Annotated in this window: 17 protein-coding genes; 8 read left to right on the top strand and 9 right to left on the bottom strand. The window is 60.7% G+C overall.

Annotated elements, in window-relative coordinates:
• The first annotated feature begins 104 nt into the window (after window positions 1-104).
• The 3 genes from dapE (at window position 105) to KGA88_RS26540 (ending at window position 2,518) form a co-directional block, all read left to right on the top strand.
• A complete protein-coding gene (gene dapE / locus KGA88_RS26550) occupies window positions 105-1,256 on the top strand; it encodes a succinyl-diaminopimelate desuccinylase (protein WP_110662439.1) in 1,152 nt (383 codons plus the stop codon).
• The gene (locus tag KGA88_RS26545) at window positions 1,256-2,065 is read left to right on the top strand and encodes a putative RNA methyltransferase (RefSeq protein ID WP_110662440.1); all 810 of its coding nucleotides are present in this window, start codon (window positions 1,256-1,258) and stop codon (window positions 2,063-2,065) included. Before dapE ends, KGA88_RS26545 begins: the two co-directional genes overlap by 1 nt.
• A 75-nt stretch (window positions 2,066-2,140) precedes the next feature.
• Entirely contained in the window at window positions 2,141-2,518 is a 378-nt protein-coding gene (locus KGA88_RS26540; RefSeq protein WP_110662441.1) for a hypothetical protein, read from the top strand.
• A 137-nt stretch (window positions 2,519-2,655) separates the two neighbouring features.
• Here KGA88_RS26540 and KGA88_RS26535 read toward each other — a convergent pair whose 3' ends face one another.
• On the bottom strand, window positions 2,656-2,865 hold the full coding sequence (locus tag KGA88_RS26535; RefSeq protein WP_007954750.1) for a cold shock domain-containing protein: 210 nt from the start codon (window positions 2,863-2,865) through the stop codon (window positions 2,656-2,658).
• 236 nt (window positions 2,866-3,101) lie between these two features.
• Here KGA88_RS26535 and plsB point away from each other — a divergent pair, with 236 nt between their 5' ends.
• The 3 genes from plsB to KGA88_RS26520 all read left to right on the top strand — a co-directional run bounded on the left by plsB (window position 3,102) and on the right by KGA88_RS26520 (window position 6,853).
• Window positions 3,102-5,603, top strand: a complete 2,502-nt coding sequence (gene plsB / locus KGA88_RS26530; protein ID WP_223595338.1) for a glycerol-3-phosphate 1-O-acyltransferase PlsB — start codon at window positions 3,102-3,104, stop codon at window positions 5,601-5,603.
• A gap of 131 nt (window positions 5,604-5,734) precedes the next feature.
• Window positions 5,735-6,136 (top strand): YbaY family lipoprotein, encoded by a 402-nt coding sequence (locus tag KGA88_RS26525; protein WP_223595336.1) that lies wholly within the window; start codon window positions 5,735-5,737, stop codon window positions 6,134-6,136.
• A gap of 27 nt (window positions 6,137-6,163) precedes the next feature.
• The gene (locus tag KGA88_RS26520) at window positions 6,164-6,853 is read left to right on the top strand and encodes a DUF4197 domain-containing protein (protein WP_008019573.1); all 690 of its coding nucleotides are present in this window, start codon (window positions 6,164-6,166) and stop codon (window positions 6,851-6,853) included.
• Between the two features lie 110 nt (window positions 6,854-6,963).
• Here KGA88_RS26520 and KGA88_RS26515 read toward each other — a convergent pair whose 3' ends face one another.
• From KGA88_RS26515 to KGA88_RS26500, 4 genes are all read right to left on the bottom strand, one after another.
• Window positions 6,964-8,310, bottom strand: coding sequence for a Fic family protein (locus tag KGA88_RS26515; RefSeq protein ID WP_223595334.1), 1,347 nt, complete (start codon window positions 8,308-8,310; stop codon window positions 6,964-6,966).
• A 142-nt stretch (window positions 8,311-8,452) separates the two neighbouring features.
• Complete coding sequence (locus tag KGA88_RS26510; RefSeq protein WP_223595332.1) at window positions 8,453-8,734, bottom strand: DUF6124 family protein; 282 nt, start codon at window positions 8,732-8,734, stop codon at window positions 8,453-8,455.
• A gap of 1,124 nt (window positions 8,735-9,858) precedes the next feature.
• Window positions 9,859-12,924: an efflux RND transporter permease subunit gene (locus tag KGA88_RS26505; RefSeq protein ID WP_110661958.1), complete on the bottom strand. Its 3,066-nt coding sequence runs from the start codon at window positions 12,922-12,924 to the stop codon at window positions 9,859-9,861.
• Window positions 12,925-12,930: 6 nt separating this feature from the next.
• Complete coding sequence (locus KGA88_RS26500; protein WP_110661957.1) at window positions 12,931-14,031, bottom strand: efflux RND transporter periplasmic adaptor subunit; 1,101 nt, start codon at window positions 14,029-14,031, stop codon at window positions 12,931-12,933.
• Window positions 14,032-14,124: 93 nt separating this feature from the next.
• Between KGA88_RS26500 and KGA88_RS26495 the strand changes: the two genes are divergently transcribed.
• Window positions 14,125-14,763: a TetR/AcrR family transcriptional regulator gene (locus KGA88_RS26495; protein WP_223595323.1), complete on the top strand. Its 639-nt coding sequence runs from the start codon at window positions 14,125-14,127 to the stop codon at window positions 14,761-14,763.
• Window positions 14,764-14,894: 131 nt separating this feature from the next.
• On the opposite strand, the gene KGA88_RS26490 is transcribed toward KGA88_RS26495, so the two are convergent.
• A complete protein-coding gene (locus KGA88_RS26490; RefSeq protein WP_263296275.1) occupies window positions 14,895-15,677 on the bottom strand; it encodes a class I SAM-dependent methyltransferase in 783 nt (260 codons plus the stop codon).
• A gap of 93 nt (window positions 15,678-15,770) precedes the next feature.
• Here KGA88_RS26490 and KGA88_RS26485 point away from each other — a divergent pair, with 93 nt between their 5' ends.
• Window positions 15,771-16,391, top strand: a complete 621-nt coding sequence (locus KGA88_RS26485; RefSeq protein ID WP_110659716.1) for an energy transducer TonB — start codon at window positions 15,771-15,773, stop codon at window positions 16,389-16,391.
• A gap of 3 nt (window positions 16,392-16,394) precedes the next feature.
• Here the strand turns inward: KGA88_RS26485 and KGA88_RS26480 are convergent, their stop codons facing one another.
• Genes KGA88_RS26480 through KGA88_RS26470 form a run of 3 tightly spaced genes read right to left on the bottom strand, consistent with a single transcriptional unit; the run spans window position 16,395 to window position 18,416 of the window.
• Complete coding sequence (locus tag KGA88_RS26480) at window positions 16,395-17,216, bottom strand: isocitrate lyase/phosphoenolpyruvate mutase family protein (RefSeq protein ID WP_223595321.1); 822 nt, start codon at window positions 17,214-17,216, stop codon at window positions 16,395-16,397.
• 34 nt (window positions 17,217-17,250) lie between these two features.
• A complete protein-coding gene (locus KGA88_RS26475; RefSeq protein ID WP_223595319.1) occupies window positions 17,251-18,111 on the bottom strand; it encodes a DUF72 domain-containing protein in 861 nt (286 codons plus the stop codon).
• A complete protein-coding gene (locus KGA88_RS26470; RefSeq protein ID WP_110659719.1) occupies window positions 18,111-18,416 on the bottom strand; it encodes a hypothetical protein in 306 nt (101 codons plus the stop codon). Before KGA88_RS26470 ends, KGA88_RS26475 begins: the two co-directional genes overlap by 1 nt.

Raw genomic sequence — 18,416 nt, 5'->3', positions numbered from 1 at the left:
CGGTGTAACAATCAACGTATATGTTGACTGACACACCGCATTCGCGAGCAAGCCCGCTCCCACATTGAAGCCCAAGCCCATATCTTACGATTCCGGAGTTTTCCATGACGGCCCACGCCGACCTTTCGCCGACCCTCCAACTCGCCATCGACCTGATCCGCCGTCCGTCCGTGACGCCGATCGACGCCGATTGCCAGAAGCAGATGATGCAGCGCCTGGGCGATGCCGGTTTCACCCTGGAACCGATGCGCATCGAAGATGTGGATAACTTCTGGGCCACCCACGGTCAGGACGACGGTCCGGTGCTGTGCTTCGCCGGCCACACCGATGTGGTCCCGACCGGTCCGGTGGCGGCCTGGCAGATCGAACCGTTCAACGCCCTGATCGACGAACACGGCATGCTCTGCGGCCGTGGCGCGGCCGACATGAAAGGCAGCCTCGCCGCCATGACTGTTGCCTCCGAGCGTTTCGTAGCCGACTACCCGAACCACAAGGGCAAGGTCGCATTCCTGATCACCAGCGACGAAGAAGGCCCGGCGCACCACGGCACCAAGGCCGTGGTCGAGCGCCTGGCCGCGCGCAAGGAGCGTCTGGACTGGTGCATCGTCGGCGAACCGTCGAGCACCACTCTGGTGGGTGACGTGGTCAAGAACGGCCGTCGCGGCTCCCTCGGCGCCAAGCTGACCGTGCGCGGCGTACAGGGCCACGTGGCTTATCCGCACCTGGCGAAGAACCCGATCCACCTCGCCGCCCCGGCCCTCGCCGAATTGGCTGCCGAGCACTGGGACCACGGTAACGACTTCTTCCCGCCGACCAGCTTCCAGATCTCAAACGTCAACTCCGGCACCGGCGCGACCAACGTGATCCCGGGTGACCTGGTGGCGGTGTTCAACTTCCGCTTCTCCACCGAGTCCACGGTCGAAGGCTTGCAAAAGCGCGTCGCCGACATCCTCGACAAGCATGGTCTGGACTGGCACGTCGACTGGGCGCTGTCCGGCCTGCCGTTCCTCACCGAACCAGGCGCGCTGCTCGACGCGGTATCGGCGAGCATCAAGGACATCACCGGCCGCGACACCAAGGCGTCCACCAGCGGCGGCACCTCCGATGGGCGCTTCATCGCGACCATGGGCACGCAAGTGGTTGAACTGGGCCCGGTCAACGCGACCATCCACCAGGTCAACGAGCGCGTGCTGGCAGCGGACCTCGACGTACTGACCGAGATCTACTACCAGACCCTGATCAAGTTGCTCGCCTGATGCTCGCGTGCCCGATCTGCAGTGAGCCGCTGAATGCGGTGGACAACGGCGTGGTCTGCCCCGCCGGGCATCGGTTCGACCGTGCGCGCCAGGGTTACTTGAACCTGTTGCCGGTGCAGCACAAGAACAGTCGCGATCCTGGGGATAACCAGGCCATGGTCGAGGCTCGCCGCGACTTCTTGAACGCCGGTCATTACGCGCCGGTGGCCAAGCGGCTGGCGGAACTGGCGGCCAGCTATGCGCCGCAGCGCTGGCTCGACATCGGCTGTGGCGAGGGTTACTACACCGCGCAAATCGCCGAGGCCCTGCCGAATGCCGAAGGCTACGCGCTGGATATTTCCAAAGAAGCGGTCAAACGCGCGTGCAAACGCGACCCGCAGTTGACCTGGTTGATCGCCAGCATGGCGCGGGTGCCGTTGGCTTCCGGCAGCTGTCAGTTTCTGGCCAGCGTCTTCAGCCCGCTGGACTGGGACGAAGCCAAACGCCTGTTGAGCATCGGCGGCGGCCTGATGAAAGTCGGGCCGACCAGCGGCCACCTGATGGAACTGCGCGAGCGGCTGTACGACGAAGTGCGCGAGTACATTGACGACAAGCATCTGGACCTGGTGCCGGAAGGCATGGCACTGGCGCACAGCGAGACGTTGACGTTCAAGCTGACGCTGGACAAGCCGCAGGACCGCGCCAACCTGCTGGCGATGACGCCCCACGGCTGGCGTGCCAGTGCCGAGCGTCGTGCGGCGGTGATCGAACAGGCCGAGCCGTTCGAGACCACCGTATCAATGCGCTACGATTATTTCGTTCTTCAATAACTTTTGGTTCCGGGCGAGTGCCCGAAACCGGCTAAATCCGCGAATGGATTTTTCAGACCCGCAGTGAGGACATCCATGCGCCAACCGGATATCGAGATTTACCTGAAAGACGCCGACGTCGACCACAAGGCCGTTTCCGCCTGGCTCGGTGCGGCATTGGGCCCGTGCACGGATTGGGTGCAGAAGGGTCAGACCTACAAGTGCAAGGCCGGCAACGTGCCAGTGACCTGGCTGCCAAAAGCCGTCGGCAAGTGGAACAGCCTGTACCTGGAAAGCGACCAGACCCCATGGGACGACGACATCGCCTGCGCCCGCGCCGCGTTTGCCGCGCTGAACGTGGAAGTACGTTGCGCACCGGGCACCTGGGTCGAGGAAGAAGGTGAGGAAACCGCAGACCGCTGGATTCGCATCAGCGCCGATGGTGAAGAAGAGATCACCTGGAAAACTGCATAACACCAAGCGACACCGACCAAATGTGGGAGCGGGCTTGCTCGCGAAAGCGGTACATCAGTCGACATCAGCTTTGACTGACACACCGCTTTCGCGAGCAGGCCCGCTCCCACAATGGTTTGCGTGACCTGAAGAGTGGTTTACAACCCCACCACATCCTCAGCCTGCAAGCCCTTCTGCCCTTCCACCACCGCGTATTCAACCTGCTGGCCTTCGGTCAGCGAACGGTGGCCTTCACCGCGAATCGCGCGGTAGTGCACGAACACGTCCACCCCGTCCTCGCGCTGGATGAAGCCGTAGCCCTTGGCGTCGTTGAACCACTTCACGTTGCCGGTTTCGCGTGTTGCCATTTGTTCATACTCCCTTTTTATTATTGATCGGGCTTTTCGCAGGAAAGCCTCGGGAACGTCTATCTGCGCGCGACGTCCCTATAAGGGCACCGACGACAGACGGCCGAGTATATGACAGACGTTAAAACTCTCAACAGGAGATTACTTCGGCGCTTTTTTGCCGATTTTAAGCGAATACGGCACACTATCGGCCTCCCGAGCAAACGCTCGGTTTTATTCACTCACGCAGAAGCCGTATGACCCGTTCCCCGTTCCGCCGTCTTGTGTTTGGCACCCTGCGCCGACTGCTGTACCTCTGGGTTCGCTCGGAGACGATCAACCAGTCGTCGTTCACCCTTGACCTCGACCGCAGTCGTCCGGTGTTCTACGTCCTGCAAAACCCTTCGCTGACCGACCTCGCCGTGGTCGACACCGAATGCAGCAAAGCTGGCCTGCCACGCCCAGTGCTGCCGGTATCGGTGGGCAACCTGCTCGAACCTGCCGCGTTCTTCTACCTGACACCGGACCCGGACTGGCTCGGCCGCCAGGACAAGCGCGGCGCGCCGCCGACCTTGACCCGCCTGGTCAGCGCCCTGAGCCAGAACGCCGCCGAAGATGCACAGATCATCCCGGTCAGCGTGTTCTGGGGCCAGTCGCCGGACAGCGAAAACAGCCCGTGGAAACTCCTGTTCGCCGACAGTTGGGCGGTGACCGGACGTCTGCGTCGCCTGCTCAGCATCATCGTGCTGGGGCGCAAGACCCGCGTGCAGTTCTCCGCGCCGATCCACCTGCGCGAACTGATCGATCACAACAAGGGCCACGAGCGCACCGTGCGCATGGCCCAACGCATCCTGCGGGTGCACTTCCGCAACCTGAAGGCTGCGGTCATCGGCCCGGACATTTCCCACCGGCGCAACCTGGTCAAAGGCCTGCTGAACCAGCCGATGGTCAAGCAAGCGATCCTCGACGAAGCCGAGCGCGAGAACATCTCCCCGGAAAAAGCCAAGGCCCAGGCCCTGCGCTATGGCAACGAAATCGCCTCGGACTACACCTACACCGCAATCCGTTTCATGGAAGTGGTGCTGAGCTGGTTCTGGAACAAGATCTACGACGGCATCAAGGTCAACCACATCGAAGGCGTGCAGAAGGTCGCCCAGGGTCACGAAGTGATCTACGTGCCGTGCCACCGCAGCCACATCGACTATCTGCTGCTGTCCTATCTGCTGTTCCGCAACGGCCTGACCCCGCCGCACATTGCCGCTGGCATCAACCTGAACATGCCGGTGATCGGCGGCCTGCTGCGTCGCGGCGGCGCGTTTTTCATGCGCCGTACGTTCAAGGGCAACCCGCTGTACACCTCGGTGTTCAACGAATACCTGCACACCCTGTTCACCAAGGGCTTCCCGGTGGAGTACTTCGTCGAAGGCGGCCGTTCGCGCACCGGACGCATGCTGCAACCGAAGACCGGGATGCTGGCGATCACCCTGCGCAGCTTCCTGCGTTCGTCGCGCATGCCGATCGTCTTCGTCCCTGTGTACATCGGCTACGAGCGCGTACTGGAAGGCCGGACATACCTTGGCGAATTGCGCGGCGCGGCCAAGAAGAAAGAGTCGATCTTCGATATTTTCAAAGTCATCGGCGCGCTCAAACAGCGCTTCGGCCAGGTGGCGGTGAACTTCGGCGAGCCGATCAAACTGGCGGAATTCCTCGACAGCGAACAGCCCGACTGGCGCAAACAGGAGCTCGGCCCGCAATTCAGGCCGGCCTGGCTCAACGAAACTACCAATCGCCTCGGCGAAAAAGTCGCCCGGCACCTGAACGAAGCGGCGGCGATCAACCCGGTCAACCTCGTTGCACTGGCCCTGCTGTCTACCAGTCGCCTGGCCCTGGACGACCGAGCGATGGCGCGGGTGCTGGATCTGTACCTGGCGCTGCTGCGCAAAGTGCCGTACTCACCGCACACCACCCTGCCGGAAGGTGACGGCCGCGCGTTGATCGAGCACGTGAAGGACATGGACCTGCTGTCCGAGCAGAGCGATGCCCTGGGCAAGATCTTGTATCTGGACGAGCAGAACGCCGTCCTGATGACCTACTACCGCAACAACGTATTGCACATTTTCGCCCTGCCGGCACTGCTCGCGAGCTTCTTCCAGAGCGCCTCGCGCATGAGCCGCGAACAGATCCTGCGCTACGCCCGCGCGCTGTATCCGTACCTGCAAGCGGAGCTGTTCATTCGCTGGTCGCTGGACGAGCTCGATGCGGTGATCGACCAGTGGCTGGAGGCCTTCGTCGAGCAAGGCCTGCTGCGTTTCGAGAACAACGTGTACCTGCGTCCGGCGCCAAGCTCACGGCATTTCGTGTTGCTGACCCTGCTGTCGAAAAGCATCGCCCAGACTTTGCAGCGCTTCTACATGACCGTGTCGCTGCTGCTCAACAGCGGCCAGAACAGCATCAGTGCCGAAGAACTGGAAGACCTGTGCACGGTCATGGCCCAGCGCCTGTCGATCCTGCACGGCCTGAACGCCCCGGAATTCTTCGACAAGAGCCTGTTCCGCCATTTCATCCAGACGATGCTCGACCTCGAAGTGCTCAAGCGCGACGAAGCGGGCAAGCTGAGCTATCACGAACTGCTCGGCGAACTGGCCGAAGGCGCGGCCAAACGGGTGTTGCCGGCGGAGATCCGTTTGTCGATTCGGCAGGTGGCGTTGCATCGCAGTGAGGATGCCGCCGACCAACCCACCCCAGCGCCACAAGCCTGACGCAAAACCAGTGGGAGCGGCGGTGCGACGATTCGCCTTGCTCGCGAATGAGGTTTGACATTCAACAATGATGTTGTCTGATTCACCGCTTTCGCGAGCAAGCCCGCTCCCACATTGATTGGAGATCCCCGATGAAAAAACTCACGCTACTCGCCATGACCGCCCTGATTGGAGCCTGCCAGTCCATACAACCCGCCGCCAAAACCAGCCTCGATGGCGAAGTCTTCTACCTGCAACGCATCGCCCTGCCGCCGACGGCGATCCTCAGCGTCAGCCTGCAGGACATCTCACTCGCCGACGCCCCGGCAAAGGTCATCGACGAACAGCGCGGCCCGGTCAAAGGCCAGGTGCCGCTGGCCTTCCATCTCAGCTACGACCCGCTGAAGGTAGAGCCCAACCACCGTTACTCGGTGAGCGCGCGCATTGAAGTCGACGGCAAACTGATGTTCATCACCACCGAGAATCATGCCGTGCGCCTGGACGGCACCGATCCACAGCCGCTGAAGGTCCGTGTCGACCCGGCCCGCTACTAAGTGTCTTTTTCGAAAAAGGAAGTTGCCATGTTTCGCCCTACCCTTCGTTTCGCCGGCCTGTGTGCAGGTTTGATGATTTCTGCCAGCGCCCTGGCGCTGTCCCTCAGCGACCTGTCGCAGAAAGACGCCACCGGCGGGCTCAAGGACGCACTGACCCAAGGTGCACAATTGGCAGTCAAACAACTCGGCACCCCGGGCGGTTTCAGCAACAACCCCGACGTGAAAATCGAACTGCCGGGCAAACTGGGCAAGGTCGCCAGCAAAATGAAACAGTTCGGCATGGGTGACCAGGTCGATGAGCTGGAAGCCAGCATGAACAAAGCGGCGGAAACCGCCGTGACCCAGGCCCAGCCAATCCTTGTCGACGCCGTGAAGAAAATGACCGTGGAAGACGCCAAAGGCATTCTCAGCGGCGGCAACGACTCGGCCACCCAATACCTGAACAAGACCAGCCGCGAACAGATCCGCGCCAAGTTCCTGCCAATCGTCAAGCAAGCCACTGACAAGGTTGGCCTGGCCCAACAGTACAACTCCTTCGCCGGCCAAGCGGCGACCATGGGTGTCGTGGATGCGAAGAATGCCAACGTCGAAAACTACGTCACCGAACAGGCGTTGAATGGCTTGTTCGAAATGATCGGCAAACAGGAAGAAACCATCCGCCAGAACCCGGCGGCTGCGGCGACCAGTTTGGCGAAGAAGGTGTTTGGCACGCTCTAGGCCACGTGCAATCCTTGTAGGAGCGAGCTTGCTCGCGATGAGGTCGTGTCAGTCGGCATCGATGCTGGCTGTTATTGCGCAATCGCGAGCAAGCTCGCTCCTACAAGGAATCAGGTTGCCGAGACCGGTCGTAGAAAAAACACCCACTCCCGCCCCACCTTGCGTTTCTCGAACAGCTCCAACGCTACCAGTCCATTGAGCGTGGCTGATGCTGTGTTGTAAGAACAACCCAGATTCTCCTTCACATTGACCGCCGTGAACTCCTTGGCCATTCCGCTCCTGGCCACTTGAAACAACGCCCGCTGTTTCTCGGTGAGCCGGTTCAGAAAACCACTTTCACGCAACCAGCAATCAAATAGCTGCGCATCGCTCAGACTTTTCCGATACGCCTCGGTAAAACTGCCCACAGCGCGCAACACCACCGAACACTGGAAATCGATGAAGTACGTCAGATCCAGGTCATCCGCCTCGGTATTCAAATACGACCGCCCGTACTTCAACGGCGCATTGCGCAACAAGACACTGATGGCGATATAGCGAAATGCCGAGTAATCATTTTTGAACATGAACCAGTAAAACAACGCGCGTGCCACCCGACCGTTGCCGTCACGAAAAGGATGCTCGTAACCCAGGACAAAATGCAGCGCGATGGCTTTGATCAATGGGTGAAGGTAGTCCGCTTGATGAAGGTTGTTGTGGGTTTGGTTGATCCACTGGGTCAGCACCTGCAAACGTGACACAAGCCCTGCTGCAGGCGGTGGCGAATGCACAGTGTTGCCCTCGCCATCCTGGACGACGACGTCATCGTTGGTCCTGAATGCTCCAGGCGAGTACCGCGAATCGTCGATCCCTTCGACGCCAACCCGATGCATGGCTGCAATCAGCTCAACGCTCAGTGGCTCGTAACGCTGCTCCCAGGCGAAGTTCATCATCTTGTAGTTACCGATGACCATTCGTTCATCCGGCGTGCGCGGCAAGCGATGGCGCTTGAGCATGTCCTTGGCCACCCGCGTCGTGGTGGCCGCACCTTCAAGCTGGCTGCTGCTGATGGCCTCGTCTTCGATCAGATCATTGAGCAAATAGCTGAAATGAGCGCGCTCGCCAATCTGGCCGGTCATGTACTCCAGCACTGCGGTTGTCGCCTGACGATCCACAACTGAAATCGCTTTTTGTGCCTGTGGCGTCAGCATGAATTTCAGCCAGCACGCCGGTTCACCCAATGGCAAAAGGTTCGAGTACTGTGCAGTCCGCGCTTTCTTGACCAAGGCCCAGCACAGATTCGAATCCAGTCCCGGCGCCCATCGATAACGCAATGAATCGAACGGCAGGTAACGCCCCTGATCGTCCAGGGGCTTGAGCAACGCGAGGTATTGCGAAAGGCGCTCCTTATGGGGCGATCGCAACAGCCGATCAAACACCGGATCGGACCGGCCCCTCAATGTGGGTGGATTTTTCATGGCGCTGTCTCAACAAGCGTGAAACCGGGCGCTGAGTACAACACCTGAGCTTTTCAGCCTCAATATCAGACAGGTCCGAGATAGATGTAGGAACAATGGAGGCCCGCTGGTTGGTACAGGTTCAGCGGGCTTTTTGCTTTTACTATTGCTGCGGATCCAGCTGATCGAGGACGCGGTTCACTGATAGCTGCGCCAGGACGATCATCTGCTGAATGCCGAGTGCCAGATTGCAGGTGGGGCCGCTCAGGATGGATGACAGTTCGGTTGCCATTACATTCGCAGAGGCAAGGGTTTCGTAGGCATGCACAAGGAGGGTTTCGGAATTGATGCCTGGGCGGATGGTGAAAATTGGGCAGGGGCGGTATGAAGTTCTCGTTTGCTTTCCGGATTCGGAAGTAGAGTCATCAGGACTGTCATTGATCATTGCGAAGCTCCCAAAGTAGGCGCCTAACGACTATTCGCGGGCTTGCAGTCCCGGTCGCTGCATTGGCAGCGACGGGCAAAGGCTAGAGATCGTGCTTCCGACGGGCAAGCTGAAAGTGTTGTGGGAATGGTCTGAATGGTTAGCATTGGCGATAAACATTTTTGACTGTTGGGCAGCCTTCGCGGGCAAGCCCGCTCCCACAGGGGATTGGGTACATCTGTGAGGAGTTGGTTGGCTGGCAGGCCGCCATCGCTGGCAAGCCGGCTCCTACAGTTGATCCGGGTATGCCTGCAAGAGATTGGTTGGCTGTGAGGCCGCCATCGCTAGCAAGCCAGCTCCTACAGTTGATCCGGGTATGCCTGCAAGAGATTGGTTGGCTGTGAGGCCGCTATTGCTGGCAAGCCAGCTCCCACAGTTGATCCGGGTATGCCTGCAAGAGATTGGTTGGCTGTGAGGCCGCTATCGCTGGCAAGCCAGCTCCTACAGGGGATTGGATACATCTGTGAGGAATTGGTTGGCTGGCAGGCCGCCATCGCTAGCAAGCCAGCTCCTACAGTTGATCCGGGTATGCCTGCAAGAGATTGGTTGGCTGTGAGGCCGCTATCGCGGGCAAGCCAGCTCCTACAGTTGGTCCGGGTATGCCTGCAAGAGATTGGTTGGCTGTGAGGCCGCCATCGCGGGCAAGCCCGCTCCCACAGTTGATCCGGGTATGCCTGCAAGAGATTGGTCGGCTGGCAGGCCGCCTTCGCTGGCAAGCCAGCTCCTACAGTTGATCGGCGTACACCCATGCTCTTCACCACTCATCAGGCCGAGCGTTAGCTCGCCTGCAGCTCTTGATCTTGATCCACCCGCCCCCTCGGGAGGCTGAGTGGAGGTGTTCATCCGGGGATGGGCGCGCAGCGCCGTTCGACGCAGTCGAACTCATTGCATGTAGGTCGAAGCGAAGCCGACCGGAGGGCAATGCCCCCGGATGGATACCGGAGCGAAGGAACGCCGAGCCTCAGCGAGGGGCCGTACGCAAGGGGCGAGACCTTTTGGTTCCTTTTGGGGCGTTTGCCAAAAGGGACTCGCCGTAAGGGCGAAACCATAAGCCGCCGTTACCTAAACAACGGATATGTACCCGGTCAAACAGCCTCCTTCCTGACCCGAAACCAAGCCGCATACAGCGCAGGCAAAAACAGCAGCGTCAACGCAGTGGCCACAATCAACCCCCCCATGATCGCCACCGCCATCGGCCCAAAAAACACACTGCGCGACAACGGAATCATCGCCAAAACGGCGGCAAGTGCCGTCAACACAATCGGCCGAAACCGCCGCACCGTAGCCTCGATGATCGCCTGCCAAGGCTTCAACCCGGCCGCGATATCCTGCTCGATCTGATCCACCAGAATCACCGAGTTACGCATGATCATCCCGGACAACGCGATAGTCCCCAGCATCGCGACAAACCCGAACGGCTGACGGAACACCAACAAAAACAACGTCACCCCAATCAGCCCAAGCGGCGCCGTCAGAAACACCATCGCCGTACGCGAAAAACTTCGCAGCTGCAGCATCAGCAAGGTCAACACCACCACGATGAACAACGGCACCCCGGCCTTCACCGAGTTCTGCCCGCGCGCCGAGTCTTCCACCGTACCGCCGACATCCAGCAAGTAGCCATCCGGCAATTCAGCGCGGATAGGATCGAGGGTCGGCATGATCTGCTGCACCAGCGTCGCCGGTTGCTGCTTGTCATAGATGTCGGCACGAACCGTCACGTTGGGCAGGCGATTGCGGTGCCAGATGATGCCCTCTTCGAAGCCGTACTCCAGGGTCGCGATCTGCGACAGCGCGACGCTGCGACCGTTATCGGTCGGCACCGCCAGGCTCGGCAACAACGACAGCTCGGTGCGCTCATGCAAGGTGCCGCGCAGCAGGATCTCGATCAACTCGTTGTCTTCACGGTATTGGCTGACGCTGGAACCGGTCAGGGAGCTTTGCAGGAACTTCGACAGGTTCGCCGTGCTCACGCCCAAGGCCCGCGCGCGGTCCTGATCGATGTTCAGGTACACCACCTTGCTCGGTTCTTCCCAATCCAGGTGGACGTTGACCACGTGCGGGTTCTCGCGAACCTTGGCCGCGACCTTGCGCGCCAGCGCCCGGACCTCCTCGATGTGCTCACCCGTCACGCGAAACTGCACCGGGTAGCCAACCGGCGGACCGTTTTCCAGACGCGTGACCCGCGAGCGCAGCGCCGGGAATTGCTCGTTGAGGGTGGCGATCAACCAGGTGCGCAGGGCTTCGCGCTCCTCGATGGTTTTCGCCAGGACGACAAACTGGGCGAAGCTCGCCGCCGGCAGTTGCTGATCCAGTGGCAGGTAGAAGCGCGGCGAACCGGTACCGACGTAAGCCACGTAATTGTCGATCCCGGCCTTGTCCTTGAGCAGCGCTTCGAGGCGCTTGACCTCGTCGGCGGTGTTGCTCAGCGAAGCGCCTTCGGCCAGTTTCAGGTCGACCATCAACTCCAGGCGACCCGATGCCGGGAAGAACTGCTGCGGGACAAACTTGAACAGCACGATAGAGGCGATGAACAACACCACGGTTGCCGCGATCACGGTTTTGCGCCAGCGCACGCACCACTCCACCAGGCGCCGGACGCGCTGGTAAAACGGCGTGCCATACGGATCGGGCTGGCCGGCACCGTGCTTGGCGGCGTGAATTTTCGCCAGGTCCGGCAGGAGTTTTTCCCCGAGATACGGTACGAAAACAACCGCGGCCACCCACGATGCCAGCAGCGCGATGGTGACCACTTCGAAGATCGAACGGGTGTATTCGCCGGTGCCCGATTGCGCCGTGGCAATCGGCAGGAAGCCGGCCGCGGTGATCAGCGTACCGGTGAGCATCGGGAACGCGGTGCTGGTCCAGGCATAACTCGCGGCTTTGACCCGGTCGAAACCCTGCTCCATTTTGATCGCCATCATTTCCACGGCGATGATCGCGTCGTCCACCAGCAAGCCCAGCGCCAGAACCAAAGCGCCGAGTGAAATCTTGTGCAGGCCGATGCCCAGGTAATACATGCTGGCAAACGTCATCGCCAGCACCAGCGGGATCGCCAGCGCCACCACCATGCCGGTGCGCACGCCGAGGGAGAAGAAGCTCACCAGCAACACGATGGCCAGCGCCTCGACCAGCACTTGCACGAACTCGCCAACGCCTGTTTTCACCGCAGCCGGCTGGTCGGAGACTTTGCGCAGCTCCATACCGGCCGGGAGGTTTTTCTGGATGCGGGCGAATTCGACTTCCAGCGCCTTGCCCAGCACCAGAATGTCACCGCCGTCCTTCATCGCCACCGCCAGGCCGATGGCGTCCTGCGCCATGAAGCGCATGCGCGGCGCCGGTGGGTCATTGAAACCACGGCGCACATCGGCCACATCGGAGATGCGGAAAGTGCGATCACCGACACGAATCGGGAAGTTCTTGATCTCGTCGACCGTCTGAAAATTCCCCGTCACCCGTAGCTGCAATCGCTCGCTGCTGGTTTCGAAGAAGCCTGCCGTGGACACCGCGTTCTGTTCTTCAAGGGCTTGCTGGACAGCCGCCAGCGGCAAGCCGAGGGTGGCGAGCTTGACGTTGGAGAGTTCGATCCAGATTTTCTCGTCCTGCAACCCCAGCAGCTCGACCTTGCCCACATCCTTGACCCGTTGCAGCTGGATCTGGATGCGGTCGGCGTAATCCTTGAGCACGGCGTAGTCGAAACCAGAGCCGGTCAGGGCATAGATGTTGCCGAAGGTGGTGCCGAATTCATCGTTGAAGAACGGCCCCTGGATCCCCGGCGGCAGGGTATGGCGGATGTCGCTGATCTTCTTGCGCACCTGATACCAGAGCTCCGGGATCTCTGCCGAGTGCATGGAATCACGCGCAATGAAGGTGACCTGGGATTCCCCGGGCCGCGAGAACGACATAATGCGTTCGTACTCGCCGGTTTCCATCAGCTTTTTTTCGATGCGTTCGGTGACCTGGCGCGAGACTTCCTCGGCGGTCGCACCCGGCCAGTTGGTGCGAATCACCATGGCCTTGAAGGTGAACGGCGGGTCTTCGCTCTGGCCGAGCTTGGTGTAGGAAATTGCGCCGACGATGGCCAGTAACAGCATCAGGAACAGGACGATCTGGCGATTACGCAGCGCCCATTCGGAAACGTTGAAGCGCATCGGGGCTTACTCCTTGTCCGCCAGATTGACCACGCGATTGGAGCGATCCACCGGGCGCACCTGCTGCCCTTCGAGTAGCACATGAACGCCGGCGGCCACTACCCAGTCGCTGGCGTTGAGTCCCTCAAGCACCGGTACGGTTTTCTCGCCGAAAGCACCGACGCGTACCGGGGTCTTTTTCAAGGTGTTGTTGGCGCTGACGACCCAGACATAGGTCACGCCGTTTTCCGCCGTTAGCGCTGAGAGCGGAACGGACAGAGGCACCATGTCGGCGGCCTGCACGAACACCCGGGCACTCTGGCCCAGTTCGACAGGCACTGTGCCGGCGTTGAAGGCGATACGCGCCGCGAAGGTACGCGACTTGGGGTCGGCTGACGGCGACAGTTCACGGATGCGCCCTTCGAAACGCTGGTTGGGCTGGGTCCAGAGCTCCACCGCCACCGGCCCACCGACCTTGAAACGACCGAAATTCTGCTCCGGCAGACTGATCAACACTTCACGCTCGCCATCGGTCGCCAGGGTGAACACCGTTTGCCCGGCGGCCACGACCTGACCGACCTCCACCAGACGCTTGGCCACGACGCCGTCCTGCGGCGCACGCAACACGGCATAGCTGGCCTGGTTATTGGAGACGTTGAATTCGGCTTTGATTTGCTTGAGGCGCGCTTCACCGGAACGGTAAAGGTTTTCGTGATTGTCGTACTGCGAACGGCTGACCAGCTGACGTTCCATGAGGGTTTTATAGCGATCACGCTCGGCACGCACCATGCTCAAATTGGCTTCAGCGGCGGCGACCTGGGCGCGAGTGGCCTCCAGTTGCAGGCGCACGTCCTGGGGATCGAGCTCCGCCAAGGGTTGATCGGCCTTGACCCGCTGCCCCTCATCCACCAGTCGTCGGCTGACTTTACCGCCGATGCGGAACGCCAGGTCCGGCTCATAACGTGCACGAACTTCACCGGGATAGCTTTCCATGGACTGCGCCGAAGGCTCTGGCTGAACCACCATGGCCGGGCGCACGCTGGCTTGCGGCACCTCTTCGTGACCACACGCAGACAATAAAAAAGCCAGGGTGACTGGCAACGCGAGGGGCAAGGCATAGCGGAACATGGTGAAGGACCTTTCGCTAATGGTGCTTTGAATAATTATACTGAGCAGTATGTTATTAATACCAAACTCACCAGTCCAGTAATAAAAACGAATATGCCAAACTATCCTTCAGCACCTAATGGCCCAGGCAGACCCAAGGATCTGGTCAAGCGCCAGGCGATCCTCGATGCGGCGAAAACGCTGTTTCTGAGTAAGGGTTATGCCAATACCAGCATGGATGCCGTCGCGGCCGAGGCCGGTGTGTCGAAGTTGACGGTCTACAGCCACTTCAACGACAAGGAGACGCTGTTCTCCGCCGCCGTGATGGCCAAGTGCGAGGAGCAGTTGCCGCCGCTGTTCTTCGAATTGCCGGAAGGCGTGGCGGTGGAAACCGTGCTGCTGAACATCGCGCGCGGTTTTCATCACCTGATCAACAGTGATGAATCAGTGAACTTGCACCGCTTGATGATGACCCTGGGCAGCCAGGACCCTAAGCTGTCACAGATATTCTTCGAAGCCGGGCCGGAGCGCATGCTGCATGGCATGGAACGCCTGCTGAGCAAGATCGATGAAAGCCGCGTGCTGCACATCGACAAGCCGCACAACGCGGCCGAGCACTTCTTTTGCCTGCTCAAGGGCGCAGGGAATTTTCGCTTGCTGTATGGCTGCGGCGAGCCGCCGGTGGGCGAGGCGGCGGAGAGCCATGTGCGGGAAGTGGTGGGGTTGTTCATGCGGGCTTATCGGCCGGAATGAGGCAGATGAGTTTGTGGCGATTGGGCGGGCGTATTCGCGAGCAAGCCCGCTCCCACAGGTGACCCGGTTCCGTCAGGCAGAACGCGGTCAAATGTGGGAGCGGGCTTGCTCGCGAAGCAGGCGACCCGGTCTTAAGGCTTGAGCGCCTTCTTCGGATAAATGTCATACCGACTGGACTTGCCATCCAGCGCATGACTCGGCTTCGGCCCTTCGATGCAAGGCGCCTTGCGCGGACGCTTGACCACCACCCGGTGGCTGGCCAGGGCCAAGGCGGCTTCGAGCAGTGCCGGCGCATCCGGGTCATCGCCCACCAGCGGCCGGAACAGGCGCATCTCTTTCTTCACCAGCGCGGTTTTCTCGCGATGCGGGAACATCGGGTCAAGGTAGATCACCTGCGGCGGCTCGCCCTCCCAATTGCGCATGACCTCGATCGAGTTGCCCTTGAGCAAGCGCATGCGCGCCACGATCGGCGCCACGTCGAAATCTTCCGCGCCACGGGCCAGGCCATCCTCCAGCAAGGCGCCGATCAGCGGTTGACGCTCGATCAGGCTCATCTCGCAACCGAGACTGGCCAGCACGAACGCATCCTTGCCCAGCCCTGCCGTGGCATCCAGTACTCGCGGGCGCACGCCTTGGGCGACGCCAACAGCCTTGGCGATCATCTGCCCGCTGCCACCGCCGTACAACCGGCGATGGGCCGCACCGCCCTCGACGAAGTCTACCCGCACCGGCCCCGGTGCATCCGGCCCCATCTGCTGTAACTGCAAGCCCTGGTCGCCCACCTGCAGGGCAAACTCGCCGTCCGCCACTTGCATCGGCAAGCCCAGGCGCTCGGCCCATTGCTCGGCTTGTGGTTCGAAAGCCGCGTCCAGGGCCTGGACATGGATACGGCAGGCCGCAGGTTGATCAATCATCGGAAAACACGCTCAAAAAATTAATGATCGGCAAAAACTGCCGATAACAAAACTATCGAGCATTTTGCCAGAGCTGAGCGTCGACCGAGAGAAATGTCAGACATTCAACCCACAATCACAGGTTTTATCTCGCCCTACGGCGACTACAACCTGCGAAATACCCAGGCACTGAGCGGCGTCAGCCACATCTGGCAGGATTTCTTTGCCCGAGCGCTGGCCGAACAGTCGGGTGAAGTGCTACCTGAATCTCTGAATTTTCCACCGGTCGACCTCGAAAGCCCGGTTGAACCCACTGTCGGCAGCGACCTGCTGGCCCACATCGTGTCCCAGCGCGAATGCGACGTGAAGGACAACGAAGTCCGCCCACCCGAGCCGCTGTTCCTGCCGATTGCCGAATTCGAAATGGACCTGGCCGACAAGCCATTCCCACCGTTCCCGGCGGACGAAATCGTCGCCCAGCAAAAGCAGCAGGACTTCGAAAGCGGCTGGGTTCGCCCGATCGTATTGAACGCCGGTCAGCCGGTGCCAGAAGCTGGCCCTGCCCCGCAACCGCGTTCGCTGCACCTGCCCATCGCCGAGTTCGAACTCGACCTGCTCGACAAGCCGTTCCCGCCGTTCTCGCCGCAAGAGCTGGTGGCGCAGCAGAAACAGCTCGATTTCGATAACGGCTGGGCACGCCCGATCATCCTGCAAAACCTGCGTATCGCCGCCTGATCCTCAGCCTTTGAAGAACTGATTGGCCTTCTGGTACGGCATCGAACGGGAAGTGAAACCAAACGTGCCCGATGTCTGGATTTCCTCGGCGGCGCGGAAGAATTCACCATAGGCCGCCAATGCCAGCGCCGAACCGACGCTGATACGTTTGACCCCCATTTCCCCCAACTGCGCGACCGTCAGCTTCAAGCCGCCCGACATCAACACATTCACCGGTTTTGGCGCCACGGCGCGCACCACCGCCAGCACATCCTCGGCGCTACGCAGACCCGGTGCATAGAGCACATCGGCACCGGCTTCGGCGAATGCCTGCAAACGGCGGATGGTGTCGTCCAGATCGGGATTGCCGTGCAGGAAGTTTTCCGCACGGGCAGTCAACGTAAAGTCGAACGGCAAACTGCGAGCGGCAGCCACAGCGGCTTCAATGCGCGCCACAGCGTGCTCGAAACAATAGATAGGGCCTTCTTCGCGGCCGGTGGCATCTTCAATCGAACCACCGACGGCCCCGGCCTCGGCTGCGCGCAAGATGCTTTTGGCGCAATCAGCCGGGTTGTCGGCAAAGCCGTTTTCCAGGTCGACTGCAACCGGCAAGTCGGTGGCGGCGACAATCGCCTTGACGTTCAACAGGGTGTCGTCGAGGGTCAATCCGCCATCGGCGCGGCCCAGGGAAAAGGCATAACCGGCACTGGTGGTCGCCAGCGCCTCGAAGCCAAGGCTGGCGAGCATTTTCGCCGAGCCGGCATCCCACGGATTGGGAATCACAAAAGCCCCCGGGCGTTCGTGAAGGGCTTTGAACGCCTGGGCTCGAAGGGTTTGCGCATCCATTTGGCAGGCTCCTGAAGAGGGGAAAGAATCCGCCTCAGAGCAGGCCAAGTTGCTCGGCGACGGGTTCTCTGTATAGCTCAGGCAGCGCCGGCAAGCCAGGCAAACGCAGCATCAGCCGGGCGTGAAAGCGCTGCGCCAGTTTTGCCGCCAGCAGGTTGTCGGCCGTGTGCAGGAAGATGTACGGCGTGCGGCCTTCTTCGATCCACAGGGCGATTTTTTCGACCCAGGGTTCCAGGAACCTGTCGTTGGCCTCAAGCGTCGGATGGCCGATAAAACGCACCTGCGGAAAAGACGTAAAGGCCGTTGGACGCGGTGGCACACGGGGTTTCTTTGCTTGGGCGTGGAGCACCGAGGGCTCGGTCGAGGTGCAACTGAACAACGCCCGGGAATCGAGACAGATGCGTTCGACTCCGCGATCGAGCAGCAAACGATTGAGCATTCGCTCGCTGTCACCCTTGGCGAAAAACTCGTCATGCCGCACTTCCACGGCCAGCGGCCGCTGCAGGGCATCGATGAATCCGGCCAGTTCGGGCAAGCGTTGCGGCGTGAAGCTTTTCGACAGCTGCAACCACAACGGCGACACTCGCTCGCCGAGCGGGCTGAGCAATTGCAGGAAGGTTTCGGCGGCGGTCAGTTGCTCGCGCAGATCGCCACCGTGGCTGATCTCACCGGGAAACTTGGCAGTGAAGCGAAAGTGTTCGGGCATGGTCTCGGCCCAACGCTGCACAGTGCTGGCAGCCGGGCTCGCGTAGAAGGTCGTGTTGCCTTCCACGGCATTGAAAACCTGGGAATAGAGAGCAAGAAAATCGGCAGTCCTGGCGTCCGGCGGATACAGGTAATCACGCCAGGCGTTTTCGCTCCACGAAGGACAACCAAGGTAATACGGCAGCAACATCAGATGTACAGGTCGAGACCCAGCACATCCGCTTCCCAGTCGACGAAACCGGCGGTGCTCAGGTAGCTGGCCAGGGCCATCGCCACACTTTTGCTCATGGCACGGTGGTAAAGCATGTCTTGTTGGCGGGCGGGAAGGTTGCTCAGTTTTTGCGCAGAGGCTTTGGCGGCGCGGGCAGCCAGCTGCTCTTCAGTCGGGAATTCCAGCTCGCCTTCGATATCAATGGCGTCGTCTTCCACCACTCGGCCTTTGCTTGGCTTGCGCTTGATGGAGTAGGACTGAGAGGAAACGCCGTCTATACGCAT

The sequence above is a fragment of the Pseudomonas sp. A-R-19 genome, assembly GCF_019956575.1.
Lineage (GTDB): Bacteria > Pseudomonadota > Gammaproteobacteria > Pseudomonadales > Pseudomonadaceae > Aquipseudomonas.
The sequence above is the reverse complement of the archived record's forward strand: the minus strand, read 5'-3'. Positions and strand labels throughout refer to the sequence as shown.

Coding starts and splice junctions, on each gene's coding strand:
- KGA88_RS26485 (WP_110659716.1), top strand. CDS start 15,771: ATGTCAGACATTCAACCCACAATCACAGGTTTTATCTCGCCCTACGGC.
- plsB (WP_223595338.1), top strand. CDS start 3,102: ATGACCCGTTCCCCGTTCCGCCGTCTTGTGTTTGGCACCCTGCGCCGA.
- KGA88_RS26500 (WP_110661957.1), bottom strand. CDS start 14,031: ATGTTCCGCTATGCCTTGCCCCTCGCGTTGCCAGTCACCCTGGCTTTT.
- KGA88_RS26545 (WP_110662440.1), top strand. CDS start 1,256: ATGCTCGCGTGCCCGATCTGCAGTGAGCCGCTGAATGCGGTGGACAAC.
- KGA88_RS26470 (WP_110659719.1), bottom strand. CDS start 18,416: ATGCGTATAGACGGCGTTTCCTCTCAGTCCTACTCCATCAAGCGCAAG.
- KGA88_RS26490 (WP_263296275.1), bottom strand. CDS start 15,677: ATGATTGATCAACCTGCGGCCTGCCGTATCCATGTCCAGGCCCTGGAC.
- KGA88_RS26475 (WP_223595319.1), bottom strand. CDS start 18,111: ATGTTGCTGCCGTATTACCTTGGTTGTCCTTCGTGGAGCGAAAACGCC.
- dapE (WP_110662439.1), top strand. CDS start 105: ATGACGGCCCACGCCGACCTTTCGCCGACCCTCCAACTCGCCATCGAC.
- KGA88_RS26540 (WP_110662441.1), top strand. CDS start 2,141: ATGCGCCAACCGGATATCGAGATTTACCTGAAAGACGCCGACGTCGAC.
- KGA88_RS26495 (WP_223595323.1), top strand. CDS start 14,125: ATGCCAAACTATCCTTCAGCACCTAATGGCCCAGGCAGACCCAAGGAT.
- KGA88_RS26505 (WP_110661958.1), bottom strand. CDS start 12,924: ATGCGCTTCAACGTTTCCGAATGGGCGCTGCGTAATCGCCAGATCGTC.
- KGA88_RS26480 (WP_223595321.1), bottom strand. CDS start 17,216: ATGGATGCGCAAACCCTTCGAGCCCAGGCGTTCAAAGCCCTTCACGAA.
- KGA88_RS26535 (WP_007954750.1), bottom strand. CDS start 2,865: ATGGCAACACGCGAAACCGGCAACGTGAAGTGGTTCAACGACGCCAAG.
- KGA88_RS26515 (WP_223595334.1), bottom strand. CDS start 8,310: ATGAAAAATCCACCCACATTGAGGGGCCGGTCCGATCCGGTGTTTGAT.
- KGA88_RS26525 (WP_223595336.1), top strand. CDS start 5,735: ATGAAAAAACTCACGCTACTCGCCATGACCGCCCTGATTGGAGCCTGC.
- KGA88_RS26510 (WP_223595332.1), bottom strand. CDS start 8,734: ATGATCAATGACAGTCCTGATGACTCTACTTCCGAATCCGGAAAGCAA.
- KGA88_RS26520 (WP_008019573.1), top strand. CDS start 6,164: ATGTTTCGCCCTACCCTTCGTTTCGCCGGCCTGTGTGCAGGTTTGATG.